The organism is Vibrio methylphosphonaticus (genome assembly GCF_023634655.1).
GTDB lineage: Bacteria > Pseudomonadota > Gammaproteobacteria > Enterobacterales > Vibrionaceae > Vibrio > Vibrio methylphosphonaticus.
Genome location: NZ_JAMKMS010000008.1, coordinates 21671 through 46562 on the forward strand (window position 1 = coordinate 21671; position 24892 = coordinate 46562).

Annotated in this window: 24 protein-coding genes; 15 read left to right on the forward strand and 9 right to left on the reverse strand. The window is 45.0% G+C overall.

Features of this window, described 5'->3' with window-relative positions:
* Positions 1-397: 397 nt before the first annotated feature.
* Complete coding sequence (locus M9196_RS10935) at positions 398-1102, reverse strand: DUF445 domain-containing protein (protein ID WP_250617586.1); 705 nt, start codon at positions 1100-1102, stop codon at positions 398-400.
* 410 nt (positions 1103-1512) lie between these two features.
* Between M9196_RS10935 and M9196_RS10940 the strand changes: the two genes are divergently transcribed.
* Both M9196_RS10940 and M9196_RS10945 read left to right on the forward strand, forming a co-directional pair.
* On the forward strand, positions 1513-2001 hold the full coding sequence (locus M9196_RS10940; RefSeq protein WP_250617587.1) for a hypothetical protein: 489 nt from the start codon (positions 1513-1515) through the stop codon (positions 1999-2001).
* Positions 2002-2003: 2 nt separating this feature from the next.
* Positions 2004-3098, forward strand: coding sequence for a porin (locus tag M9196_RS10945; RefSeq protein WP_250617588.1), 1095 nt, complete (start codon positions 2004-2006; stop codon positions 3096-3098).
* 128 nt (positions 3099-3226) lie between these two features.
* On the opposite strand, the gene M9196_RS10950 is transcribed toward M9196_RS10945, so the two are convergent.
* Entirely contained in the window at positions 3227-4147 is a 921-nt protein-coding gene (locus M9196_RS10950) for a DUF368 domain-containing protein (RefSeq protein WP_250617589.1), read from the reverse strand.
* Positions 4148-4531: 384 nt separating this feature from the next.
* On the opposite strand from M9196_RS10950, the gene phnF reads away from it, so the two are divergent.
* From phnF to M9196_RS11005, 11 genes are all read left to right on the forward strand, one after another.
* Positions 4532-5227: a phosphonate metabolism transcriptional regulator PhnF gene (phnF, locus tag M9196_RS10955; RefSeq protein WP_250617751.1), complete on the forward strand. Its 696-nt coding sequence runs from the start codon at positions 4532-4534 to the stop codon at positions 5225-5227.
* Positions 5228-5674: a phosphonate C-P lyase system protein PhnG gene (gene phnG, locus M9196_RS10960; protein WP_250617590.1), complete on the forward strand. Its 447-nt coding sequence runs from the start codon at positions 5228-5230 to the stop codon at positions 5672-5674.
* 166 nt (positions 5675-5840) lie between these two features.
* Positions 5841-6455: a phosphonate C-P lyase system protein PhnH gene (gene phnH / locus M9196_RS10965; protein WP_250617591.1), complete on the forward strand. Its 615-nt coding sequence runs from the start codon at positions 5841-5843 to the stop codon at positions 6453-6455.
* A complete protein-coding gene (locus M9196_RS10970) occupies positions 6446-7531 on the forward strand; it encodes a carbon-phosphorus lyase complex subunit PhnI (RefSeq protein ID WP_250617592.1) in 1086 nt (361 codons plus the stop codon). Before phnH ends, M9196_RS10970 begins: the two co-directional genes overlap by 10 nt.
* Positions 7528-8439, forward strand: coding sequence for an alpha-D-ribose 1-methylphosphonate 5-phosphate C-P-lyase PhnJ (locus M9196_RS10975; RefSeq protein WP_250617593.1), 912 nt, complete (start codon positions 7528-7530; stop codon positions 8437-8439). Before M9196_RS10970 ends, M9196_RS10975 begins: the two co-directional genes overlap by 4 nt.
* Before the next feature lie 62 nt (positions 8440-8501).
* The gene (phnK, locus tag M9196_RS10980) at positions 8502-9329 is read left to right on the forward strand and encodes a phosphonate C-P lyase system protein PhnK (RefSeq protein WP_406707678.1); all 828 of its coding nucleotides are present in this window, start codon (positions 8502-8504) and stop codon (positions 9327-9329) included.
* A gap of 11 nt (positions 9330-9340) precedes the next feature.
* Positions 9341-10114: a phosphonate C-P lyase system protein PhnL gene (gene phnL / locus M9196_RS10985; RefSeq protein WP_250617595.1), complete on the forward strand. Its 774-nt coding sequence runs from the start codon at positions 9341-9343 to the stop codon at positions 10112-10114.
* Positions 10115-10127: 13 nt separating this feature from the next.
* Complete coding sequence (phnM, locus tag M9196_RS10990) at positions 10128-11261, forward strand: alpha-D-ribose 1-methylphosphonate 5-triphosphate diphosphatase (protein ID WP_250617596.1); 1134 nt, start codon at positions 10128-10130, stop codon at positions 11259-11261.
* Between the two features lie 3 nt (positions 11262-11264).
* Complete coding sequence (gene phnN / locus M9196_RS10995; protein WP_250617597.1) at positions 11265-11975, forward strand: ribose 1,5-bisphosphokinase; 711 nt, start codon at positions 11265-11267, stop codon at positions 11973-11975.
* Positions 11972-12739 (forward strand): phosphonate metabolism protein PhnP, encoded by a 768-nt coding sequence (gene phnP, locus M9196_RS11000; RefSeq protein ID WP_250617598.1) that lies wholly within the window; start codon positions 11972-11974, stop codon positions 12737-12739. The genes phnN and phnP overlap by 4 nt, the downstream gene beginning before the upstream one ends.
* Positions 12736-13380 (forward strand): DapH/DapD/GlmU-related protein, encoded by a 645-nt coding sequence (locus M9196_RS11005; RefSeq protein WP_250617599.1) that lies wholly within the window; start codon positions 12736-12738, stop codon positions 13378-13380. Before phnP ends, M9196_RS11005 begins: the two co-directional genes overlap by 4 nt.
* 87 nt (positions 13381-13467) lie before the next feature.
* Here M9196_RS11005 and M9196_RS11010 read toward each other — a convergent pair whose 3' ends face one another.
* The 4 genes from M9196_RS11010 to M9196_RS11025 form a co-directional block, all read right to left on the reverse strand.
* Positions 13468-13761: a DUF1269 domain-containing protein gene (locus M9196_RS11010; RefSeq protein ID WP_250617600.1), complete on the reverse strand. Its 294-nt coding sequence runs from the start codon at positions 13759-13761 to the stop codon at positions 13468-13470.
* Between the two features lie 333 nt (positions 13762-14094).
* Positions 14095-17265: an efflux RND transporter permease subunit gene (locus M9196_RS11015; RefSeq protein ID WP_250617601.1), complete on the reverse strand. Its 3171-nt coding sequence runs from the start codon at positions 17263-17265 to the stop codon at positions 14095-14097.
* Positions 17266-17269: 4 nt separating this feature from the next.
* Positions 17270-18376: an efflux RND transporter periplasmic adaptor subunit gene (locus M9196_RS11020; protein ID WP_250617602.1), complete on the reverse strand. Its 1107-nt coding sequence runs from the start codon at positions 18374-18376 to the stop codon at positions 17270-17272.
* Positions 18377-18518: 142 nt separating this feature from the next.
* Positions 18519-19424 (reverse strand): LysR family transcriptional regulator, encoded by a 906-nt coding sequence (locus tag M9196_RS11025; RefSeq protein ID WP_250617603.1) that lies wholly within the window; start codon positions 19422-19424, stop codon positions 18519-18521.
* Between the two features lie 120 nt (positions 19425-19544).
* On the opposite strand from M9196_RS11025, the gene M9196_RS11030 reads away from it, so the two are divergent.
* Positions 19545-20771, forward strand: a complete 1227-nt coding sequence (locus M9196_RS11030) for a serine hydrolase domain-containing protein (protein ID WP_250617604.1) — start codon at positions 19545-19547, stop codon at positions 20769-20771.
* Between the two features lie 133 nt (positions 20772-20904).
* On the opposite strand, the gene M9196_RS11035 is transcribed toward M9196_RS11030, so the two are convergent.
* On the reverse strand, positions 20905-21534 hold the full coding sequence (locus M9196_RS11035; RefSeq protein ID WP_250617605.1) for a hypothetical protein: 630 nt from the start codon (positions 21532-21534) through the stop codon (positions 20905-20907).
* Positions 21535-21902: 368 nt separating this feature from the next.
* Positions 21903-22526, reverse strand: coding sequence for a LysE family translocator (locus tag M9196_RS11040; protein ID WP_250617606.1), 624 nt, complete (start codon positions 22524-22526; stop codon positions 21903-21905).
* Between the two features lie 419 nt (positions 22527-22945).
* On the opposite strand from M9196_RS11040, the gene M9196_RS11045 reads away from it, so the two are divergent.
* On the forward strand, positions 22946-23893 hold the full coding sequence (locus M9196_RS11045; protein ID WP_250617607.1) for a LysR family transcriptional regulator: 948 nt from the start codon (positions 22946-22948) through the stop codon (positions 23891-23893).
* 126 nt (positions 23894-24019) lie between these two features.
* Here M9196_RS11045 and M9196_RS11050 read toward each other — a convergent pair whose 3' ends face one another.
* The gene (locus tag M9196_RS11050; RefSeq protein ID WP_250617608.1) at positions 24020-24796 is read right to left on the reverse strand and encodes a hypothetical protein; all 777 of its coding nucleotides are present in this window, start codon (positions 24794-24796) and stop codon (positions 24020-24022) included.
* Positions 24797-24892: the final 96 nt, after the last annotated feature.

Here is a 24892-nt window from a genome sequence, read left to right on the forward strand (position 1 = left end):
AAACTCTGATATGCACCCTAAACTCTCATCAGATTATTCTTATAATTTTCTGGATAGATTGTTCCTTTAGTTTTGGGCTTTTGAATGTGATAAGCGTGCTTTGACGACAGAGACCTGTTGGTAATTATCTGATTTTACGGCAATTAGAGGAATGTGACACAGTTCGAATAGTTTTATATATAACTGGGGTAAATGAGTTGGCGCTATTGCAGAGTGGCACGTTATGCGAATAAAATGACAGCGACTCTCTTAAGCCGAGGGTCACCTAGCCAACTGACGTTGTTAGTGAATGACTATTGTTCACAGTATTATGAGCCAATCACGATGTGTTGTGATTGGCTTTTTTTATTGTATAGTTGATGAGAACGATAGTTGAAAAAGTGATGCGGTTAGGTCGTTACATAACGAGCGATGAAATCACACCAATAAGACCGCCAAAAATTCCTCCCCATACCACCAGCCAACCTAAATGTTGTTTGATTAGGTTTTGTACGATCTCTTTTACGATTTGTGGGGTAAGTTCATTAAGTCGTTGTTCAATAATTGAATCAATATTGTTTTTCACTTCGTCCATCATAGATGGTGATTCAAATTGTTCAACAAGCGCTTGTTTAACAGAGTCGCTTTGAGCGATATCTTCCATTGCCGCTTTCATTTTTTCCACAAATGGGGCTTTAAGCGGTTGTAATGCTTCCGTACCCCCAAACATCGCCAACATTCCTCCAAACTGTGAATTTTCAATAACATCGACAAGGGAGTCAAAGGTAGGGTTGAAGTCGACTTTTTCAATTACTGGCTCTAAATCTAGAGAGAGTCCTGTCCCTACTTCTTGTTTGAGAAATTTATCAATATTACTGTCGGTGAAAAATTGGTCCATCATAAGATTTTTAATCGCTACTTTAAAATCTTCAAACCGAGCCGGGATAACACCAGACCCATAAATACCGGGTATTTTTTCAAATAACATATGAATCGCTAGCCAGTTTGTCACGGCGCCAGAAAAAGCAAAAAGCCCGGCATATAGGAGAATGGTGTTTTCGATTTGATAGCCCACAGCGAGTAGTCCTAATGCGACTAAGTTGGTGATCATACTTTTGTTCATAATTTTCGCTTAAATGGATGATTAAGAAAGACTGCAGCGATTCTAAAAAAAAATCACACAGATAAAAAGCAACTTTTTGTTATCGGGTTACTGTAAAAGCGCGAGAAATGCGCGAGCAAGGCTATTCCTATTGTTCGTCATTGCCAATGACATTAAGAGGTGAGCAGTTTCTATATTAGAACGAGAGAGTTTTGATTCTAGTCGTGAAGTCTGTGGTGTTAGGGTCTATCCGGCACTTTTTGACGCTCTGCAAAATTTAGCGTCGTAAGTACGGCAAGAGCTAGGGTAAATGTTCTACATTGGATCAACGTCTTATTTAGTGAAGTGCTATCAATTATATTCTTGAACATCAATCATGCTGGACTAATCTATCAGTAGTCTAGGAAAGGAATCCGAGAGAGTGAGATGAAATGGAACAAACCTACAGCGTAATTAAGATAGTTAAACAAAGGTTAATTAGTGGCTTAACACTCGGGATTTTTGCTTTGATAATTATTTTATCGACCGAAAGCCGAGCATTTGCTGCTAATGAATATGCCGTGTTTACGCTTGATTCTAATTTTGATGAACTGACTCGCAGCAAAGCGAGAATGGTTTACCGAGGTAAGGCTAAATCTCTTCAAGGGAAACGAATAGAAATATCCGATTGGCCAGAAAGCTCCTCGGAGCGGTCTGAGTTCTATGAATACTTATTAGGAAAAGATATTGCACAAATGAATGCCTATTGGGCAAGTTTATCTTTTTCTGGGAAAGCTAGACCGCCAAAAGAAATCGGTGATGCCACGGTTACTGCACTTATTCATTGGTTAAAAGAAAAGCCGAATAGAATTGGGTATGCGCCATTAGACGCAATACCTCAGGAAGCCAAAATTCTATACGTTGTTAGTGGGGAGAAATAACCATGAATAATAAATTACTCGTTTTAGCTGTATCTGCAATCAGCACTTCCTCTTTAGCTGCGATAGACATCTCAGACAATTTTTCTATCAGTGGTTTTGGGTCAACGTCTTGGACCAAGTCTGATAATGAAACGCCATTGATGGTGAATCGTAATATTAGTGATGAGAACTGCTACGACTGTGATACAACGTTTGGCGTCCAGTTAGATTACTATCGCGAGGCATTTAAAGCTTCAGTGCAAGTGGTTAAGCGCCCGCAAGACCATTGGAGTGAACCACAATTGGAGTGGGCGTATCTTGGTTATTCAATTGGAGATTTTGAGGTTAGGGGTGGGCGCTTGCGTTTACCCGTATTTTTGGCTTCTGAATATTACTATGTTGGCCATGCTTATACGACTGCCCGCCCGCCCGCCGAGGTCTATAACAGTATCCTCGGGGTGACTGCATTTAATGGAGCAAGTGTGACATGGAACCTCAATATATCCGATGAAACACAGCTTTCTTTAACGCCTTTTGTTGGGTTTAAAGACAACAATGAAGTCGATTTGAATTCGAATACTACGCTTGAGTTTGAAACAAAAAATATGTGGGGGGCGAATGCTCAGTTGATAGGTGAAAACTATCGATTGAATTTTGCCTATCTAGATTCAAATTTTGATCAAACCGTTAAGTTATCGAACACCTATCTGCCCAATGAATTTGGCGTTCCGCAGCTTTATGCTTACAAAGAAATTGAAGCTCCCGATCAAAATATAAAGCTCTACTCGTTAGGGGGAGAGTATGATTTTGGAAACCTAAAACTTACGGCCGAAGGTCAGAAGAATGATTTGGCAATGGCTTGGTATGGGATGGTTGCTTACCGACTCTCAGCATTCACACCTTATGCTGTTTATGGAGAGGACTTTGATGAGGACAATGACAAAGCTGGTGCGAGCACCACATTAGGCTTGCGTTATGATGTGAGATATAACGTTTCGTTAAACGCGGAGTGGCAATACTTTAATAGTTATAATGGTGATAGCGGTGCATTTGTATCTTCTCCGGGCAGTGATACCGACGCGAACCTATATACGGTCATGCTTAACTTTGTATTCTAAGACTGAATGTAAACTCTGACGGGAGTTAGTCTGGAAAACGGATACAGCCTATTTTTGTCGTCAATTATATCTTCAATAAAAAGGCCCCGACATTGTCGGGGCCTTTTTCGTTTTAGCTCACGGTAAGATTATTTCTCACCATGCTCGGCAATTTTTTCTAGTCCTAAGACTAAGGCAATACCAACAAGCATCATAACAATAGCGATGGCTAATTGAGATGGGTGACCAGAAACAGACTCAAAACTAAACGGTGATAAGTTCTCCTGGATAAGGGGTACTTGCTCACCTGAAGAATTGGTTCTCCAAGAAATGGTTTCTTTCCAAGGCCATAGTTTTGGTAGTGTACCGAGCATCAAGCCTGTCAGGAAAACCAATGCAAAATCGCGGAAGCGTTTTAGTAACCATGAAAGAACATGAGAGAAACTTAATAGGCCAACTAAACACCCTGTTGCAAATATTGCCATGACATCGAGTTGCAGTCCCTTAACAGCACCAAGTACCGGTGTGTACATCCCAAGCAGCAGTAAGATAAAGCTGCCAGAAATACCAGGAAGAATCATCGCACAAATAGCAATCGCACCAGCAAAGAAGATGTTGATGTTAGTGGGATCCATTTCTGATGGTTGCAAAACGGTAATGCAGTAGGCAAAGGCGACACCGAGCAGTAGACACACAAAACGTGAAAGCGTTTTTTGTTCAACTTGCTTGAGCATGTGGTAGACCGATACCAGAATCAAGCCAAAAAAGAATGACCAAACCGGGATAGGGTGTGTTTCTAACGCCCAAGAAATGAATTTAGCTAGCGTTAGAATCGACGTGAGAATTCCGCCAAATAATGCGATTAAAAAGAAGCCATTGATGTGATTGAACGCTGCTTTAAATCCGTCGCGCTTCCAGATGCCGAATAGACTTGGGTTCACACGTCGAATGCTTTCTAGCAGCATGTCATAAATACCGGTAATAAAGGCCACAGTACCGCCCGAAACGCCTGGGACAACGTCAGCCGCGCCCATAGCCATTCCTTTTAGAAAGGTCGTCAAATAATTCATATTATCTTTAAGGTTAGAGAAGTTGTCGCAAAGTATATATGGATGCGAGTTTGTATGCACCTAGAGAGTGAGCGAATTTTTTGTCCACTGGTCACGTCAAAGAATTATGAATCTTGATACTAGATAAGTTATTCGTTCGACGTCACTACATTCGATGTTAATGATAACTATCAGACACTTAATCTTATCTAGACAAGTGGTATAAGCCCTTCCTTTGTTACGAATTAGACATAATAACGACACGTAATCTTCATCTTTTACCTTCAAAGTGTACTCAAATCGAATGGTAGCGACATGGTTTCTTTCATCATTCGCTATGAATTTAACTAGGCAGCATGCATGCCTAATTATCTCAACATATCTAGATAAGTAAGAAGGGAAATGATGCCAGTTTACTTGGATATAGCCTCGGTGCTTGAACAGGAAGTGAACACGTCTTTTATGCCAGGAGATTACCTTCCCGCAGAATCAAAGTTGGCAAAAAGGTTTGAGGTTAATCGCCATACCTTGCGTCGCGCAATTGATGAGTTAGTGAACTCCGGAATGATTCAACGCCATCAGGGTAAGGGAAACTTGGTGGTTCGGCAGCCCAACCCATATCACATTCATTCAGCAGCGCATTTTACCAAAAACTTGATCGAGCAAGGCGCGCAGCCGCGATGTGAAGTGTTGCTATCTAGAATCATATCGGCGCCGTTAACGGTCGCGACCAAGCTAAATGTCTCTGAAGGGCAGCGCATTATTCATATACGTACGTTGCGTAGAACGCAGGATATGCCACGAACGATTATTGATCATTATCTACCGAAAACAGATTGGTGGCCAGTACTGAAAAATTTCCAAAGTGGTTCACTACACCAGTTTATAAAACGTGGTTTGGAGGTTGAATTAGAGCGCAAAGAAACCAGTGTAGGCGCGAGAGCACCAACTAATGAAGAGTGTCGTTTACTGCAGATTCCTGCGACAACGCCCATCTTAAAAATCAAAACGAAAAACGTCATTAAGGGGACGAGCATTGTGGCCGAGTTTTCTCACTCTAACAGTCGTTCTGACGCAACAGAAATAGTAATGGAGCATTAAATGACCGCGGTGACTGAAAGAGAAAAGTGGATGTCTGTATTAGCACAAAGCCAGTTTGGCGACCTACAGCATCATTGGCAGGCGTTACAGCTAGAGGTTGATTACCAATTGGTACGCCAACCTGAAATTGGTCTGACACAGATCCGAGCCAGGATGGGCGGGACAGGGCGCCAATTCAATATGGGCGACGCGACCATCACTCGGGCGGTGGTAAAGCTTGCCAGTGGTGAGTTGGGTTACAGCTATATACGTGGTCGAAACAAGGCGCATGCTGAATTAGCGGCGGTACTTGATGGGCTTCTACAAACCAAGCCGTCACAGGCGCTGTTGATTAGCAAAGTAATAGAACCATTAGCGGCGATCAAGCAAGAACAAGAGCAATTAAGAGCCGCGGAAGTTGCCGCAACGAAAGTGGATTTCTTTACTTTGGTTCGAGGGGAAGACTAGCGCTTTCCAAATCATGCAGGTGATGTTGCAGCGTGACGATCAAGCAGGCAATGACTCAAGCGACGAGTTAAGTCAACTGAGAAGATCGCTTTTTTGTCTCTTTATGCTCAACGTCCAAGACAATCAATAAGCGTTGGTGAACTTGCCAACCTAACAGGTAACACTCATGACAACAATTACACCAGCGTTTCAAGACGCTGTTCATGACAGCCAACACTGCTTCAGGCAGTTACTCAAAGCCTTGTCGGAGCCAGGAAAGCACGTCACGTTAGATAAAAGCCATGGGTTTGGTGAGATGCAAGCAGCGGCGACGCAGGTTCTATTGAGCTTAGCGGACAACGCAACGCCAGTATGGTTATCTCCCACACTCTTACAAGACAAAGCGGTACTTGATAACGTCCGTTTTCATAGCGGCGCACCTATTGTGACTGAGCAAATTGCCGCGGATTTTGCCGTAATCGCGAAAGGGGATCTACTACCGTTGGGCAGTGAGTGGTTAGGGTTTAATCAGGGTAATGAGGAGTACCCTGATCAGGCGGCGACCGTCATTGTAGAGCTCGATTCACTCACATCTGGTCAGCGTATTTCTTTATCGGGTCCCGGTATAGAAACGCGGTGTGACGCTTTCATTGGCAACGTACCAAGCGAGTTCCTTACTTTCCTTACCTCACGGCAAGAATTGACAGACTTTCCGCTTGGCATCGATTTGATTCTCGTCCACCAGCAAGATGTGCTGTGTTTGCCACGCACAACTCACGTTGAGGTGTCCTCATGTATGTAGCAGTAAAGGGTGGCGAGAAAGCGATTCAGCGCGCCCATCAACTTCAAGCGAAAAAACGTCGTGGTAGCTTGGATCTTCCTGAGTTAAGCGTCGCGCAAGTCAGTGAGCAGTTATCTGGCTCGGTAGACCGTGTAATGACCGAAGGTGGCATTTACGATCGCGAACTTGCTGCTTTAGCAATAAAGCAGGCAAATGGCGATTTAGTTGAAGCCATCTTCTTGCTGAGAGCGTATCGCACAACCTTGCCGCGTCTCGCCGTATCAGAGCCAGTTAATACCAGTGATATGCGTATTGAGCGCCGTATTTCAGCCACTTATAAAGACTTACCTGGCGGTCAGATACTGGGGCCCACCTACGACTACACGCATCGACTGCTGGACTTCAGTCTGCTCGCTGAAGGCGAGGCGCCTCAATTGGATACAGAGCCGTGTGCACCGAGTGAGCCGTGTCCCCAGGTGATGGGAATACTCGAACATCTCGACATGATGAAAGTGGAATCAGATAACGAACAGGTGCCGGAAGATATCACCATGGCACCAGTGAATTATCCCTGTGATCGTTCTGCGCGACTGCAAAACTTGGTGCGAGGCGATGAAGGGTTCTTACTCGCGCTTAGCTATTCAACGCAGCGTGGCTACGGGCGTAATCACCCGTTTGCCGGAGAGATTCGCACTGGCATGGCAACACTATCACTGCAACCTGAAGAGCTTGGGTTTGCGATTGATATTGGTGAAATTGAATTAACGGAATGTCAGATGATCAATGGCTTTGTTGGCAGCAAAACAGACAAGGCGATGCTCACTCGTGGCTATGGACTGACATTTGGTGCGACTGAGCGTAAAGCAATGTCTATGGCGCTGGTGGATCGTTCGCTTCAAGCACCAGAATACGATGAAGAAGTGGCAAGTCCTGCGCAAGATGAAGAATTTGTCTTGTCTCATTCTGACAATGTCGAGGCCGCAGGTTTTGTGTCTCACCTTAAATTGCCCCATTACGTCGACTTCCAAGCGGAGCTAGAGCTGCTTCGTAAGATGCACAAAGAACATGATGCCTTGATGCAGGAGAACCAGTCATGAGTGAAACACAGACAATGTCATCCGCACCGGTTGGTCATGCTCAAGGGGTGACAGGCTATAACTATGGCTATCTTGATGAGCAGACGAAACGCATGATTCGTCGTGCCCTGTTAAAGGCCGTCTCAGTACCTGGTTACCAAGTGCCATTTGGTGGTAGGGAGATGCCAATGCCTTATGGTTGGGGCACCGGCGGCGTACAAATCACCGCTGCGATTATTGGCGAGGTCGACACGCTGAAAGTGATTGACCAAGGCGCCGACGACACCACGAATGCGGTTTCCATTCGAGAGTTTTTCAAATCGGTCGCAGATGCGAATACCACGGAAAGAACCCGTGAAGCATCAATCATCCAGACCAGACACCGTATTCCAGAAGTGGCATTGCAGGCCGATCAAATATTAGTTTATCAAGTGCCGATTCCAGAGCCGTTGCGATTCATTGAACCACGAGAAACGGAAACGCGAAAAATGCATGCTTTGCAAGAGTATGGCGTGATGCACGTAAAGCTGTATGAAGATATTGCACGTTTTGGTCATATTGCGACCGCGTACGCGTATCCCGTTCGAGTGAATGATCGCTACATTATGGATCCGTCACCAATTCCAAAGTTTGATAACCCCAAAATGGACAACATGCCTGCGTTACAACTCTTTGGCGCGGGACGTGAGAAGCGTATTTATGCAATTCCTCCGTTCACTAAGGTGAGAAGTCTCGATTTTGAAGATCACCCATTCGAGATCCAAAAATGGGACGACCCCTGCGCCATTTGTGGCGCCACACACACATTCCTCGATGAAGTGGTGTTGGATGATAAAGGTAACCACATGTTTGTTTGTTCCGACACGGATTATTGCCGCGACCAAGTGGCAGAGAATGACAAGATGCAATCACAAGAAGGTGTGGCATGAAGAACGTATTGAATGACCAGCCAGGGCAGTCTTTGGCCCATGAACATTTGACTCATGAACGCTTGACTCATGAACATGCGGCTCATGAACACACTACTGACGCTGAAACGCCACTGTTATCGGTTCGACACTTAACCAAATTGTATGCACCCGGTAAAGGCTTTAAAGATGTGTCCTTTGATATTTATCCAGGAGAAGTGCTGGGCATTGTGGGTGAGTCAGGGTCGGGTAAGAGTACCTTATTGAAATCATTGTCTGGGCGTCAAACGCCAGACAGTGGCTCAGTTTTGTATGTGCGAGGCAAAGGTGAAGAGCAGGTGACCCAACTGGAAGACCTATATGCCATGGCAGAAAGTCAGCGACGTCACTTACTTCGCACTGAGTGGGGCGTTGTTCATCAGCATCCAATGGATGGCCTGCGAGCTCGTGTTTCTGCGGGCGGTAATATCGGAGAGCGTCTAATGGCAGTGGGTGAGCGGCATTATGGCAATATTCGCGAAGCATCGAGCAAATGGTTAACGGATGTTGAGATCCCACTTGATCGCATTGATGACATGCCGACGACGTTCTCTGGAGGAATGCAGCAACGATTGCAGATCGCGCGCAACCTTGTCACGCATCCAAAGTTGATCTTTATGGACGAGCCCACAGGGGGACTGGATGTGTCTGTGCAAGCGAAGCTGTTAGATCTACTCCGTCGCTTAGTGACAGAGCTTGATCTTGCCGTTGTGATCGTCACGCACGATCTGGCGGTGGCGAGGCTACTTGCTCATCGTTTGATGGTGATGCGCCGCAGTGAAGTTGTGGAAAGCGGGCTAACTGATCAAGTGCTGGATGATCCTCAGCATCCCTACACCCAACTCCTTGTCTCATCTGTGTTGCAAAACTAAGGAACGCCTCAATGAATGCTAATGTACAGAATGCTCGGCTGCATGTTTCGAATGTAAGTAAAACCTTTGTTTTGCACAATCAACAAAGTGCGGAGTTATCGGTTCTTTCCAACGCCAGTTTTTCGGTTTCGAGTGGTGAGTGTGTAGTGCTAAATGGCCGCTCGGGCTCAGGAAAATCGACGTTACTTCGTGCATTGTACGCCAATTACTTGGTCGATAGTGGTGACATCAAAGTCGCGCATCAGGGACGCTGGGTCAATCTCGCCACCGCGACACCAAGAGAAATCCTCAATGTTCGTAAGCAGACCATCGGTTGGGTGAGTCAGTTTCTTCGCGTGATACCCCGTATTAGTGCTTTAGAAGTTGTGATGCAACCCATGATTGAAATGGGCGGCTGTCGCGAAGAGGCTCAGTTGAAAGCTCAATCCTTGTTAACGCGATTGAATGTCCCAGCCCACCTTTGGAATCTTGCGCCCGCAACCTTCTCTGGTGGTGAGCAACAACGTGTCAATATTGCCCGTGGATTCATTGTTGATTATCCCATTTTGCTTTTGGATGAACCAACGGCCTCACTGGATGCGACGAACAGCGCCGTTGTCGTCAATTTGATTAAAGAAGCGAAAGCACGCGGGGCGGCGATAGTGGGAATATTCCACGATGAGCAAACTCGAGATGAAGTAGCCGATCGCCTTTATGACGTTAAAAAAGGGGCGTCGCAGCCGACATCAGACACGGCTTCGCCATCATCGGCCTCAACGTCATCATCCATTTCCGCGTGCGCGTAACGGAGAACATCGCATGATTATCACTAATGTAAACCTAGTATTAGAAAATGAAGTCGTGAAGGGCTCTTTAGAGATGAGAGACGGCAAAATTGTCAGTATGTCGGATTCTCAAAGTCAAATTCCTGGTGCGTACGATGGGGAAGGTGGCGACTTAATGCCTGGCTTCATAGAGCTGCATACTGACAACTTAGAGAAATATTTTACGCCGCGCCCAAAAGTCGATTGGCCGCCATTTTCAGCGATGAGCGCACACGACACGCAATTGATTGGTTCTGGAATTACCACCGTATTGGATGCGGTCGCGCTGGGAGACTTTCGTGAAGAGAAGCGCCAAGCCAATCTCGATCTATTCATTAATACCGTTATAGAGAGTCAAAAGCGTGGTTTGACTCGCGCAGAGCACCGTTTGCACCTTCGTTGTGAAGTGCCTCATGAGACGACGGTTGAAATGTTTGAGCGTTTTATCGATTTACCAGAAGTTCAATTGGTGTCGCTCATGGATCATGCCCCTGGCCAGCGTCAGTTCGTGAATGTTGAGAAATACCGAACTTACTATCAAGGTAAGTACAACATGAGTGATAGTGAGATGACGGCATTTGAAAAAATGCAGGTAGAGTTGTCGCAACGCTGGTCGAAGCAAAACCGTGATGAGATTTGCCGCCAGTGCCGCGAGCACAATACACCGATGGCGAGCCATGATGATGCAACAACGGAACATGTGCTCGAATCTAAAGCATTAGGTATGGCAATCGCGGAGTTCCCAACTACCGTTGAAGCGGCAAGAAAGTCACATGAGCTCGGTCTTAAAGTGTTGATGGGCGCGCCTAATGTGGTTCGTGGCGGCTCGCATTCGGGGAATGTAGCGGCTTATGAGCTGGCCGCACAAGGTGTGCTCGATATTCTCTCTTCGGATTATTATCCAATGAGCTTGCTCGAGGCCATTTACACTTTATCGGCGGATGAGCGCAATACGTTGACATTGCCACAAGCGGTGAAGCTGGCGACGAAGAACCCTGCCGAAGCGCTTAACTTGAACGATAGAGGCATCATTGATGAAGGTAAACGAGCGGACTTAGTATTGGCTCGTCAAGTCGATGGGCACCCTTTAGTGTCACGTGTTTGGCGTCAGGGTAAGAAGGTCTTTTAATCCATGCAGCATCAGATAATACCAGAGGAAATGACGCTCGGTGCGAGCTCAGATTCCATCGCGTTAAGCACCAAGGTGTATTATGTTATCGGTCCATCTGGCTCTGGAAAAGATACGCTAATAGATGCGATTCGTGCGCAACTTCCTCATGAGGTTGTGGTCGCTCATCGTTATATTACGCGGCCTGCTGACGCAGGAGGAGAAAACCATGTCTCTCTGACTAATGAGGAGTTTGCAAGCCGACAAGCCAAAGGCTTATTTGCGCTGCACTGGCAAGCTCATGGCCTATGTTATGGCATTGGGGTTGAAATCAATACGTGGCTCGCACAAGGGTTATCTGTTGTGGTCAACGGCTCTCGTGCTCAGTTAGAACAAGCGAAAAGTGCGTTTCCTCGTCAGTTAATTCCGGTTGTGATTGAGGTCGATGCATCTATTTTAAGGCAGCGTCTTACGGCAAGAGGTAGAGAGAATAGTGAGCAAATTGAGCAGCGTTTGCAGCGAGCTCAAGCGTATAGCGTTGCGGATGCAGAAGGATGTATGGGTATAGAAGGAAGCTGGGTGATTGATAATAGCGGGTCTATTTGTGCCAGTGTTGACCAGTTTGAGGCTAAGCGTCAACAACTTAAGGTTTGCTTAGAATTGGAGGTTTGCTCAGAATTGGAGGTTTGCTCAGAATCGGAGGTGGACTCAGTGTTGGCCATAGCGGCGCAATGAAGCTAACCATGTTGGGGACGGGCAATAGCGCCATGATGCCAGTGTATGGCTGTTCGTGTGAAGCGTGCCGACTAGCGATGAATGATAGCCAATTAAAACGCGAAAAAACATCGGCTTACATTGAGCATGACGGCCAGATTCTCTTATTAGATGCGAACGCCCCTGATTTGTTAACTCGCTTCCCTGCTGGAACGATCAACACCATATTGGTGACACACTATCATATGGATCATGTGCACAGTTTGTTTGATCTGCGGTGGGGCGTAGGGGAGCCGATCCCTGTTATCTCACCGGATGATCCGAGCGGTTGTGACGATCTTTATAAGCATTCAGGGTTGTTGGATTTTTCCCAACGTGCCCTTCCGTTTCAATCGTTTACGTGGCAAGACATCAGAGTCACGCCATTACCACTGACGCATTCTAAATTATGTTTAGGGTATGCGTTTGAATGGAATGGCCACTGCTTGGCGTACTTAACCGATACCAATGGATTACCCGACGAGACCAGAGCATGGCTTGTCGCTCGACATGTAGAGTGGATAATTACGGATTGTAATTACCCACCTATTGAATGCGAAGAGACACGCCTTGCGAAAAACCACAACGATATACACCAGGTCGTTCAGATAGCAAAGGACTGCCAGCCAGGCCATTTAGGCTTGGCTCATGTGAGTCACGATACTATCAACTGGCTAAACCATCACCAGCATACGCTGCCCCACGCTATCCAACTACTAAGCGATGGTCAGGAGATCACATTATGAGTCAACCACAATCAACGACACTGTCGGCGGCGCCGAGTGTTTCACCATGTGTAAAGTACCATCAAACAGAGCTGGGCTACTGGACTGAAGTGTCAGAGCGGTGCGTGCTAAACAACGTCATATTAGGTGACTATAGTTATATTCAAAACGACTGTAATCTGATGTTTACTGAGGTAGGAAAGTTCACGTCTATTGCTGCTAATGTGCGAGTTAATCCGAGTAATCATCCGTGGTGGCGCCCGACCTTACATCATTTTACATACCGCCCTGGTAAGTATGGGTTGGGGGATAATCCAACCACACTTGATGACGAAGTGTTTGCATGGCGAGAAGAGGATAAAGTCACCATTGGTCATGATGTATGGATTGGTCATGGTGCGATTGTCTTGCCGGGTGTCACTGTGGGGAATGGTGCGATTATTGGTGCGGGCAGTGTGGTCACAAAGGATGTGCCTGCCTACTCGATTGTCGTTGGAAACCCGGCGCGAGTTCTACGTGATCGTTTTGACGACCCTAGTTATGGACCACGTTTAGAGGCGTTAGCCTGGTGGAATTGGAGTGAAGAAAAAATCGCCTTTGCTCTGCCTATTTTTCAGAAAGATTGTGGAGAATTCTTAGCGCATTTTGAAAACAGAGAGTAAGGCGATTAATGATACAGTGCTGCAATTGACATGTGCCAGAGTCCTAGAGGATTAGGGTTTGGCATGGGGCAGCGCTGTTTTACTTAATTAGTCCCACAGAGCGTCAGCGACAATCTCATCTTCAATATCTTCGTGAACCGCATCAGCAACAATTTCGTCGGCAAGATAATTCTCACAATCAACGTCGTCATAAGCGCCTGATATTACACCAGCGGTTGCGCCTATTGCGGCACCAGCGGTCGCATTTCCTGCGACAGCGCCCACGACACCGCCGACAACCGCCCCTTCTACCGCATCGGTAATTTCATTGCCAGCATCACATGGATGATAGGCGCTTGCGCTTGCGGCCAATAGAGTCGTAAGTAAGATGGATTTTTGCATTTGATTTACCTATATAAAACCATAATAAAGAATTGATAAATGGCCCTTCCTTTGGCTCAGCTCCACTTTACCTAGGTTCTGACAGAGTGAGAAAATACAAACTATTTGTATTCTGAATAGCTGATGTGAGGTCTACCTTGCAAATACAAATACAAATACAAATACAAATACAAATACAAATACAAATACAAATACCCATGGCAATGAAATGGGCAGTATGTGTTAGGAAAAGTGGTATTCACAAAAAAGCCAAGTTTTGCATGATGCTAAACTTGGCTAAACTTGGCTAAACTTGGCTAAATCGCTAATCGCTAATTGTCGTTGGGTGTCACTCTATTGGGAGCGGAGTGATGCTACTTCTTGTTCCTTATCGTGATGATCTGGCTGTGAGGGTGGGTACTTTTTCTGGCTGAACTCACGCAGTCGCTGTAATGCAATAAAGAATACCGGAACAAGGACACAACCAATCACGGTTGCAGCAAGCATACCGCCAAAGCTGGCGATGCCTAACGCATTACGACTGGCGGATCCCGCACCACTGGCGACAACCAAAGGAAGTACGCCCAAAATGAATGAAAAAGCCGTCATCATAACCGCGCGGATACGCAGAGCGATGGCCTGTTTTGCTGATTCCATAATCGATAATTTATTGTCCTCTCTTAGCGTTTTTGCAAACTCAACGATAAGTATCGCGTTGCGACTCGCCATGCCGATAAGTAATACCAAGCCTACTTGAGTATACAGATTGATCGATCCGCCAGTGGCAAACACCAAACCTAATGCGCCAATCAAGCCTGTCGGGACACACAAAATAATGGCTAAAGGAATAAGCCAGCTTTCATACTGCGCTACCAAAAACAAATAGGTAAATAATAACGCCAGTGCGAACAGGTAAGGCGCGGCGTCGCCCGCCGCCAACTCTTGGTAAGTCATCCCTGTCCATTCAAAAGCATAGCCTGATGGAAGTGAACTTGCCGCGAGGTTCTCCATTTCTTCAATGGCTTGTCCTGAGCTGTAACCGGGTGCTGGAATGGTAAGTACCTGTGCGGTGTTGTACAAATTATATCGAGCGGTATTGTCCGAGCCGACGAGTGGCTCATAGCGAGAAAAAGTTGCCAGAGAGACCATTTGTCCGCTAGCGGATCTGACATAGAGGCGACTTAAATCTTGTTCATCATTACGAAATTCCTGCTCTGCCAATAAATTCACTTGGTAGTTTTTTCCATACTTTGTGAAGTCGTTGACGTATAAGTTACCCATCATAGCGGATAGAGTGAGGTTGACTTCTTGTAGGTCAACGCCAAGTGCGAGGGCTTTGGCTCTATCAATATCAAGGTACAGTTGTGGGACATTCGCGCTGTATGTGGTAAAGGCCATCGCAATCTTTTCAGACTGATTCAGTGCGTGTAAATATCCATCCAGAGCGGGTGCCATGTCTTCGATCGGACGTCCATTGAGATCTTCTACCTGTAACGTTAACCCTCCAGCATTGCCTAAACCCGGAATTGCCGGCATAGAAAATGCCATACCCGAAATGTCATGATTATTGTCTAATAGGCTTTGCGCTTGAGCGACCAAAGCAAACTCACTTTGCTCCGGCTTGTTTCGTTCACTCCAGTTATCTAAAACGACAATCATCATGCCTGAGTTTGGTGATGCTGCGCCTTTTAATAGTGAATACCCTTTCGCGGCAATAACGTGCTTAACACCACTAAATGACGAAATATCGTTGACCAGTTGGTCGACAATAATATCGGTTCTATCAAGTGCAGCCGCTTCTGGAAGATTGACATCAATGATGAACGAGCCCTGATCTTCTGCTGGAATGAAGTCACTGGGCGTGACTGAGGCAAATGTCACGATGCCACCAAGAATCGCGGCGAAGAAGCAGGCTGAAAGCACAAGTCTACGACCTAAGAAGTTGACTGAGTTGACATACCCACCGGTAATTTTGGTTACGATAGTATTAAAAGCGGCCAATATTCCGCGTTGTTTCTTTTCTTCGTGCTTGAGCATCACGGCACATAATGCTGGTGTGAGCGTCAATGCTACAACGGTGGAAATAATGGTAGAAACTGAGATAGTGACACCAAATTGCTGATACATCTGGCCGACCATACCCGGAGCAATGGACACAGGACCAAAAACAGCAAGTAAAACCAATGCGGAAGCAATAAGTGGTGCGGTGACCTCCTTCATGGCTTTTGAGGTTGCAGATTTCGCATCAAGATGCTCTTCTTCCATGAGGCGTTCGACATTTTCAATGACCACGATGGCAGCATCGACCACCACTCCAATCGCAAGAATTAAACCAAACATAGAAATGGTGTTGATATCAATGCCCATGGCAGCCATCACGACAAACGTACCAATTAACGAAACAGGGATTGCGATTGCCGGAATAATAGTGGCGCGCCAACTTTGTAAGAATAAAAAGGTGACGGCGACAACAAGAAGAACGGCAATATAGAGTGTTTCGAATACCTCATCCATCGATACCTTGATGAATGTTGTTGAGTCATAAGAGACGTCGTATGCCATGCCTTGAGGAAAGCGCCCACTTAGCTCAGTCATTGTCTTGCGGACATCTTCAGCGACTTGTACGGCGTTGGCGCCAGGCGCTTGATAGATAGCTAGAATTGGACTCTCGTTGCCCGCATAGGTGGCGATAGCAGAGTATTGTTCCGCACCAAGCTCAACCCGAGCCACATCTTTTAGATAAATAAAACTGCCATCATTATTGGACGCTAAAATAATGTTTTCAAATTCACTTGTATCAAGAAGGCGACCTTTTGTTTGAATGGTGTACTGAAACACTTGCTTTCCAGCCGTGGGCCGTTCGCCAAGTTTACCTGCGGCGACGGTGGTATTTTGCGCCGAAATAGCATCGGAAATTTGTGCAGCGGTTATCGCCCGAGCAGCCATTTTTTCTGGATTCAACCAAACTCGCATCGAGTAGTTTTGCTCACCAATTACTTGCACCTTACCAACACCCTCAACGCGCAATAGAGCATCTTTGATATTAAGTGAGGCGTAATTAGAGAGGTATAGATTATCGAATCTCCCGTCAGGCGAGTATGGGTTGACCGTCATTAGGATAGAGTTGGCGACTTTCTCTACGGTGACGCCTTGTTGTTTTACTTCTTCTGGCAGCTTTGCCATGGCTTTATTGACTCGGTTTTGCACTAAAACCTGGGCTTTATCTGGGTCGGTTCCGATGTCGAATGTGACATACGCTAAGTAGGTATTATCGTTATTGGACTTAGACTCAAGGTAGATCATTCCCTCAACGCCATTGATTTCTTGCTCGACGACACTGGCGACGGTATCACGAATAGTATTGTGATCCGCACCAGGGTAGACGGCATATACTTCGATAGAAGGAGGGACAATATTTGGAAATTGGGAAACCGGCATTTTCAAGAGCGTGAGCAAGCCAGCGATGGTCATGACGATCGACAAAACGATCGCAAATTTTGGTCGATTAATAAAAAATTCAGCCATGATGCTATCCTCTCTTATTCACATCGACTTCCATGCCTAACGTTAAGCTCTGTAGTCCCTCTACAATGACACGCTCACCTGCGGATATTCCAGATTCAATCAGCCAGTTGTCACGAACTCGTTCACTGACCTGTATATATTTAGCGTCGACGATATTGTGATCATTCACGACGAGAACATAGCGGCCTTGTTGGTCTTCCTGAATCGCTGATTGAGGAATTAAGATAGCCGAAGTCGGCTGGCTATCTATGCTCGTTACTGTGACAAATTGACCTGGGATCAGTAAGTTATCTGGGTTGGGGAATTTGACTCTAAAGCGTATTGTACCATTTAGGCTATCCATGTGATTGTCGATAAAGTTTGACTCGCCTTGATGGTCATACTGCGCGCCATTGGCGAGTTGAAGGGTAAAGTTTGGTGTGGAAAACGCACCTTCGTTGATGAGTTGTTCTTGTAAGTTATTGACGTGTTGTTTCTCATCTAATTGAATATTAACGTATACCGAATCAAAGCTTACAATTTGAGTTAATGCCTGATGGTCTGGTCCTACTAATGCGCCTGAACTAAATTGACTCGCGCCAATGATGCCGTCAAAGGGTGCTTTGATTTTGGTATACGAGAGTTCGAGATTGGCACGTGAGAGTGCAGCTTTATCGGCGTCGATTTGAGCAAGAGAAGAGGTGCGTTCAGCGGTGAGCTGATCTAATTCTAAAGAGGAGAGCGCTTGCTTTTTGACGAGGGCGATGGCTTTTTGGTGCTTTTGGTCGATGATATTAAAATCAGCGGTGGTTTCTTTTAATGCCGCTTCTAGGCGTAATATCTCAATTTCAAACAATGCCGGGTCAATTTCAAATAGTAAGTCTCCCTTATTGACTCGCTCTCCTTCGGTAAAGTGACGTGATTTTAAGTAACCCGAGACTCGGGGAACAATATCCACTTTATGGATGGCTGCGGTTTTTCCAATAAACCGTTCTTGATGATAATACGGCTGTTCTGTAATCGTGAGCACATTGACCGATAGGGTGGCGTCTGGGATGGTTTCGGTTTTGGGTTGACAGGCTGCTAGTACCAAGGGAAGTAAGCAGACTGTAAGCTTATTGGATTGGCGCATAAGGACCTCTGATATAAGGAAGAGAGTGCCCTATGTTATTTTTGATCCTTTAATACTTCGAGTTAGTTACCATTCGATTTTTCTATACTTTAACTTTAATTTTAACTTTTTAGCGTAGTTATCGTTTCCTTAAGGGAGGGCATTAATTTGCATCGCTATTTTTACTCAAAGGCTTGGTTTGAAAAACATGTTTGATGTGCTCAATGATAAACGAGTGCACTTCGGTTAGTGGGTGGTTCTTTGGCCAGATCACGTCGTATTGAACTTGTAATTGAGTTTGTACAAACTCTGGACGGATTGAAACGATATCATGGATTGGTTGCTGATTTAATCGATGTAAAAAGCCCCAACCTAACCCGGCGCGAGCCAGAGAAAGGAAATTATGATAGCCGTTACTTTCCAGTATTGATGAGGACATTTTTGCGCTTTCACGCAGCACGGTGAGGCTGCGAGTAGAGGGAGCAATAAGTTGAGTGTACGCCATCAGGTCGTCGTTGCTAATAGTGCGTTGCTTCGCCAATGGGTGTGACCGACCACAAACGATATCAATCATGCAGTTACCGATCGCGCGAAACTCGTAAAACTGACTGTTTCCTTCTAAGGTTGGTGTAATCGCTAAATCGATACGCTGTTCACGAACCCGTTGAAGAATGTCTTCTGGGGGTAGAGATAGTATGGTTAGCGCGATATGTGGCCAGTTTTTTTGCAGTGCTTTTAGTAACGATAGAAATGGCTGAAGCTCCAATTCTTCATCAATGGCTATCATCATTGTCGCAGGGATACCAATTGAGAGTTGCTGGGCGTTACGCTGGAAACGCTCGATGCTCTCAACGGCCACTTTTGCGCCATCGTATAGGTTTCGGCCCGCCTCAGTGAGTTGCGGGTATTTCCCTTCTCGGTCAAATAGCATCACGCCCAAATCATCTTCAAGCTTGGCGACATTACCGCTGACCGTAGTCAGATGCTTGCCTAGTACACGCGCCGCGGCACTGAAGGAGCCACAATCGGCAGAGGCAATAAAAGATTTCAGTAAATCCGGTTTAATCATGATACGACTCACCATTTCATCCTATGATTAATGCATAGGAAACCTAGTAACTACTAATGAAAATAATATAGATAATAAACGGACTTTCAACCAGTACCTTGCAACATGAAGGAGTACATTATGAAAAAACCCATGAAAACCATCGCTGTGGTTGCCTCATTAGCTGCCTCGATTGGACTTGCCTTTGCCGATAATGCTTTTGCTAATAATACCAATCTGAACGGTACCCCATCGAATCAGGTTCCCGTGACCATTGATAGCTGGCAGCAACAGCGACATGTTGGCCAAGCAATGATGCCGAGTTTTTACCCAAACATAATCGCGGTTAACGCACAAGATGTGTTTGCGGTTGATCACCAAAAACGTGACTACCATTTACATGAGATTCCTTCAGTTGCTCGCTTATTGAATCACCCTGCGACAGGCAGTATCGTCGTGATGACGGCTAACGGCGACGTGTTACTAGAGCAATACCGTAATGGCCATGATCGTTCGACGACGTTTTCAGACCAATCAGCAACTAAGTCAATAGGTTATATATTGCTCAATAAAGCCATTGCTGACGGTAAAATTAAGCTGACTGATAAAGTTGAAAAATATATCCCGTCTATTGGTACTGGATTTAAAGGGAGAACGGTTGGTGATGTGGCGGCGATGAATGTGAATCATTCGGTGGCTGAGCTGGCAGCGTATAAAGGCGATCCCAAAGCGCTCGCGAACTTTGACAAGGATGAGCGTGTGATCGGTATGCAGCGTAACGATGAGCGCTTGGAATTGCGTGATTGGATTGAGTCGATAGAGAAGATGGGGCAAAGCAATGAGTGGCAAGGCGACATTGCAAACTATGCCACCATCAATACCAGTGTACTTGGCTGGTTGGTTGAGTCGGCAACTGGCGTAGGGCTTGATCAGCAGATTCGTGACTTGTTTCACGAGGTTGGGGGAGAAAATACCGTCTTTATGGGTACCGATTTTGCTGGAACGCCGGTGATTGGCGCGTCGATGATGTCTTCAACCATTGATTTTGCGCGTTATGGGCGCTTACTGATTAGTGACAAGCAGCAAGCTATTCAGGATATGAAAGTGGCAAACAAACAGGGAGAGCCAGTACCCGCAGAGTTGACGCACATCGAAAGTCGCTATTATAAATCGGCGATTATGAATGAGTATGGCCTTGGCCATAGTGGTTGGGCGGGTCAATTGATTTGGGCGGATCCTGAGTCAGGCATTATCGTGGCGATTAATAGCATGATTCAGTCTGAGTTACCTGCGCCGTACGATCACTTCAACAAAGAATATGAAGCAGTATTTGACGTGGTAAAATACATGAGAGCTCAGGCTCAATAGTGAGCTAGTGGATTGGCGATAGTAGTGGATTAGCTATAGTCGTGGACAGGCTATATTGAAGGCGTGAAATTCAGCGCCGCAAAAAAGTGCTCAACATCAGATAATGTTGAGCACTTTTTTATGAAAAGAATGGCTATTTCTTTAACGCATCCAAGACATCTTGCTCGGCAAAGATGGTTTCAAATCGGGTTTGATACGCTTGTTGGACATTGTTAATGATGGAATCTCCTCCATTGTCTGGGATATTATCCTCTACGTTATAAACTCGAGTCAGCAGCGATTTTCCTTTCGAATCTAAGATGGTCATCGTGACATCAATATACACGCCATCGCTAAAGGCGTGGGTATCATACTTCCAGTTGCGCATTTCAAACAAAATAGACTTATTACCGGCACTGACTAAGGCACTTTTAACTTCAGTCGTGTCCATCAGCGGTGTCGTAATGACTTGTGTGACGTCGACCCCCGCTTTTTCAAAACCTGCAGACAATCTATCTGAGAGATAATCGGTTAACGGTTGCTTGGTGTAGGTTTCGTAGGAATAAGGAATCCCAAAACCAGAGCGTATTATGCCTTCAAATGCGACGGTTTTGTCGTTATCTAAGATGTAAGGACGCTGATCATGGAATGCCAGACTGATGTCACTGTACTGTGTATTGGCATTAATATCCGGTGCGGTTTGTTGTGCATTTTTGGAAGATACGCAACCTGTTAGAGAAACGAGGCCTAGCGTGATTAAACATGTTTTTATTATTAATTTCATGATATTACCCTTAAATAGACAGGGCTGTATTCTAGTAACTATGCATGGTTTGTGTGTATCCCATCAGCCGTCAAAATGGATGACTTGCGAGGGAGTTAACAAAAAAGGTGAGAATTGATTTGATATTTAAATGGTTTGGCGGGCAATCATTGGTCGGGTTGTTTGAATAAGGTTGAGAAAGCACATTTTCATATTACAATCGCAACATGACGTCCATGGTAAGTGGCCATATTGTTGATTTTTATCCCAAGAGTCCCGCGGGAGTTTTCCTTTGTTGAGTGTTGAAAAATGAAGTTCAGCTTTTAGCACTGCTAATGATGTTAGTGCGTGGACTGGAGGTAGACTCCTTGTTTGTAAAAACGGTATGGTTACTGCAAAAACAGTACACACCCAAAATAAATCATTACCATACCTGCGATTCTATTGACCCAGGTACCTGCTGCCGAATTTTGTACATTACCTTTCATTTTTAGAATAATGAGTGCCACGGTATAAAACCAAGTCAATAACACAACGCCGTGAATCGCTACCAATAGATAGGCATCGAAATATCGGAAGTTATCAAAGTCGACGAATTGAGGAAAGGCCGCCAAATAAAACAGTATACCTTTGGGGTTTGAAAACTGAGTGAGAAAGCCCTCAAGAACGGATTTATATGCTTTGGGGGCGGTGTAGTGTTTCAAGCCGGGTACACTTGTTGATGCCTTCGTACCAAAGGAACCGACAAGCATTTTTATGCCTACGTATAAAAAGTAGCCTGAACCAATGTATTTTAACGTGTTGAAGAAGTACGGAGAGCCTAGCAATATCGCCGAGATTCCAAATATCCCTAAACTAGCCTGAACAAACATGGCGAGAATAAAGCCAACAATATTACAAAGTGCAGCCGTTTTCCCAAACAGAGAGGTACTTCTGAGAATGAGCACCCCATTGGGACCCGGAGACATGACTAATAATATAATAATTAGGCTAAAAGAAAGTAGGTCTGCCATATTCAATCCTTGATGAAACAGAACCACGAGTGTAGCAAGTTCGTTAGTCACTGAGAGTCTTTTTGTGTGGAATTCGTGATTTGCTTTGGGTTGCTTGCTCAACGCAACCTATTAAAGGGTAGAATCGGTCGCTAAAGTTCTGCTCAGTGAAACCGCCGGTGATGTGACGATTACTCTATCCTTTATAAGGTGATCTTAGGTTTACTATAGGACAGTGGTAATAAGTATTTGGGGGTATGCAGCTTGGTGATTAATTTTGCTCAATGCTTCTATATAAAATCGTTGATTTTGAGCGGTCACGCCTAGTCTCTTGAGTGGTACGAGTATCATTAATAGCATTTTAAACAATAGGTTTTTACGCAACTAATCCTAGATTACTGTGCTAATATCACAACAATATTTGTGTATGGGATGACACGTTGGCTAAGAATCGATTCATCAATATAGACCTTAATCTTTTGCGTACCTTCATTGTTCTTCATCAAGAAAAAAACGCACGAAAGGCTGCTGAGCGTTTATTTGTTTCACAACCTGCAATTAGCCAAGCGTTAAAGAAACTGCGATTTCAGTTTGATGACCCGCTTTTTGTTAAAGTCCCAAATGGGCTTGCTCCCACCCCATATTCTGAAGAGTTAGCGCTGAAAGTAGAGCCTTACTTAGAAGGGTTATCTGCAATCCTCAATCATAAGGACGAATTTGACCCACAGAAACTGGATCAAGAGGTGACAATTGCATTGGCACCAGCGCATGTCTTTAGTCTGGGTAGCGAAGTGTACCGATACTTTATTCAGCGCGCACCAAACCTTAGAATTAACTTGGTTGTTTGGGGGGAACAGACTTTTAAGGATATTGAAGCTGGTAGTGTTGACCTCGGGATGAATTATCATGAAGCGCAAGATATGGCATATATTCAGTCACTTTCCACTGAACTCATTACTCAAATATCTCCTGCGATTCTAGTTGCCAAAGATCATCCTCTGACAAAACAAGCGGTCACTTTAGAAAATTTGGCAAATTACCAATTGTTGCGTCTCTATATTAAAGGTTACAACGACGGCCCCGACGTCCCTGCAGTGACATTTTTCAAAAAATATGGGTATGACATTACGGTTGGGTTTAGTTCAGAGTACCCCTTGGTGATACTGGATGTTGTCCAAGATTCGGATATGTTCTTTATTTCAACAGACAGTTTCCCGATTGAAAAGTACCCTTTACTTAGCTTATTACCCGTCGAGCAGCTTGAAGAAAGTATCATCGCAGACGTGAAAAGCTATTGTCATCCACGATGTGAAAAAAACCCGCTCACTCAATGGTTGATTCAGTCATTTAAAAACATATTTGAAACCAACAAGACTAATTTGGATTAGGCTCAAGCGCAATTTAAGTGGATGACGCAAAGCGACATAAACGGGGTTAGTAAATACTTAAATACTAAACGTGTTATGTTGCTTTTAGACAACCTTTGCGTATAAAGCCCGCTGCATACTTTTGTCTTAATAACCGAAAGCCGGCGCTAAAACTTCATGCATTAACGCTGGGAAGTCGTCGAGAAGATGCAGTGTATTAGTATGAACGACATTAGTATCTAACTCTTGGTAGCTTGCATGGAAATAGAAAGTTTCAGATTGTTTATAGATGTTCATACTAAAATCCGTTGAGCCATAATAGGGCGTACCATCGGATAGAATGCGAGTCTGGTTTGCTTCACTATTAAGCATATGGGTAATATTCTTGCACTTTTCATTTTCACACTGCAGTGCAATATTAAACCTTGCAGCATCAGGGGCGACAATGAGCGTGCGTCCTTCTAGTCCAACGGCATTGTGATTAATGGCTGGCCATATATTACCTTGAGAGATTTGATCGTCATTCACAACCCAAATAAACGCATGATCATAAAAGTAGGACGGCTCTATTTCACCACGTGAAGTAAAGTAAACGATAGTGAGTTGCTCTTGTTCCCATTGGCAGGAAATATGAATATCCATCTGCGGATGCTCACCTTTATATCGGCACACTGCATCTAACGCCTCAATAGACATCCCATAGCGTTTGCTGGCTTCAGGGTACCAAGTGATTGGTAATCTGTCAGGAACTAAATCACCGGGAAGGTGACCGGGCAGACCTGCATCTGGGTGAGGCCTTTCTGGCGTATCTCCTTGAGGTAGGTGAGTTGCCGGAGGGGTTTGGGGGCTAACGGTTGTATCGTTTGTCGATGAGTTACAGCCTGAGAGAGTAAGAATCGCTAAAGCTGGGATTATGTATTTCATAGGGGTCTGCCAAATGGTGGTTGCTTTTGGCATAGTTATAACAAGTCGCTGTAATGTTGAATATTCACCATTTTCTATAATTGTAATAAGCAATGC

Coding starts and splice junctions, on each gene's coding strand:
- M9196_RS11035 (WP_250617605.1), bottom strand. CDS start 21,534: ATGAAATTAATAATAAAAACATGTTTAATCACGCTAGGCCTCGTTTCT.
- M9196_RS11020 (WP_250617602.1), bottom strand. CDS start 18,376: ATGCGCCAATCCAATAAGCTTACAGTCTGCTTACTTCCCTTGGTACTA.
- M9196_RS10970 (WP_250617592.1), top strand. CDS start 6,446: ATGTATGTAGCAGTAAAGGGTGGCGAGAAAGCGATTCAGCGCGCCCAT.
- phnG (WP_250617590.1), top strand. CDS start 5,228: ATGACCGCGGTGACTGAAAGAGAAAAGTGGATGTCTGTATTAGCACAA.
- phnP (WP_250617598.1), top strand. CDS start 11,972: ATGAAGCTAACCATGTTGGGGACGGGCAATAGCGCCATGATGCCAGTG.
- M9196_RS10940 (WP_250617587.1), top strand. CDS start 1,513: ATGGAACAAACCTACAGCGTAATTAAGATAGTTAAACAAAGGTTAATT.
- phnM (WP_250617596.1), top strand. CDS start 10,128: ATGATTATCACTAATGTAAACCTAGTATTAGAAAATGAAGTCGTGAAG.
- M9196_RS10950 (WP_250617589.1), bottom strand. CDS start 4,147: ATGAATTATTTGACGACCTTTCTAAAAGGAATGGCTATGGGCGCGGCT.
- M9196_RS11025 (WP_250617603.1), bottom strand. CDS start 19,424: ATGATTAAACCGGATTTACTGAAATCTTTTATTGCCTCTGCCGATTGT.
- M9196_RS11040 (WP_250617606.1), bottom strand. CDS start 22,526: ATGGCAGACCTACTTTCTTTTAGCCTAATTATTATATTATTAGTCATG.
- M9196_RS11015 (WP_250617601.1), bottom strand. CDS start 17,265: ATGGCTGAATTTTTTATTAATCGACCAAAATTTGCGATCGTTTTGTCG.
- phnF (WP_250617751.1), top strand. CDS start 4,532: ATGCCAGTTTACTTGGATATAGCCTCGGTGCTTGAACAGGAAGTGAAC.
- M9196_RS11005 (WP_250617599.1), top strand. CDS start 12,736: ATGAGTCAACCACAATCAACGACACTGTCGGCGGCGCCGAGTGTTTCA.
- M9196_RS11010 (WP_250617600.1), bottom strand. CDS start 13,761: ATGCAAAAATCCATCTTACTTACGACTCTATTGGCCGCAAGCGCAAGC.
- M9196_RS11050 (WP_250617608.1), bottom strand. CDS start 24,796: ATGAAATACATAATCCCAGCTTTAGCGATTCTTACTCTCTCAGGCTGT.
- phnL (WP_250617595.1), top strand. CDS start 9,341: ATGAATGCTAATGTACAGAATGCTCGGCTGCATGTTTCGAATGTAAGT.
- M9196_RS10945 (WP_250617588.1), top strand. CDS start 2,004: ATGAATAATAAATTACTCGTTTTAGCTGTATCTGCAATCAGCACTTCC.
- M9196_RS10935 (WP_250617586.1), bottom strand. CDS start 1,102: ATGAACAAAAGTATGATCACCAACTTAGTCGCATTAGGACTACTCGCT.
- phnH (WP_250617591.1), top strand. CDS start 5,841: ATGACAACAATTACACCAGCGTTTCAAGACGCTGTTCATGACAGCCAA.
- M9196_RS11030 (WP_250617604.1), top strand. CDS start 19,545: ATGAAAAAACCCATGAAAACCATCGCTGTGGTTGCCTCATTAGCTGCC.
- phnN (WP_250617597.1), top strand. CDS start 11,265: ATGCAGCATCAGATAATACCAGAGGAAATGACGCTCGGTGCGAGCTCA.
- M9196_RS10975 (WP_250617593.1), top strand. CDS start 7,528: ATGAGTGAAACACAGACAATGTCATCCGCACCGGTTGGTCATGCTCAA.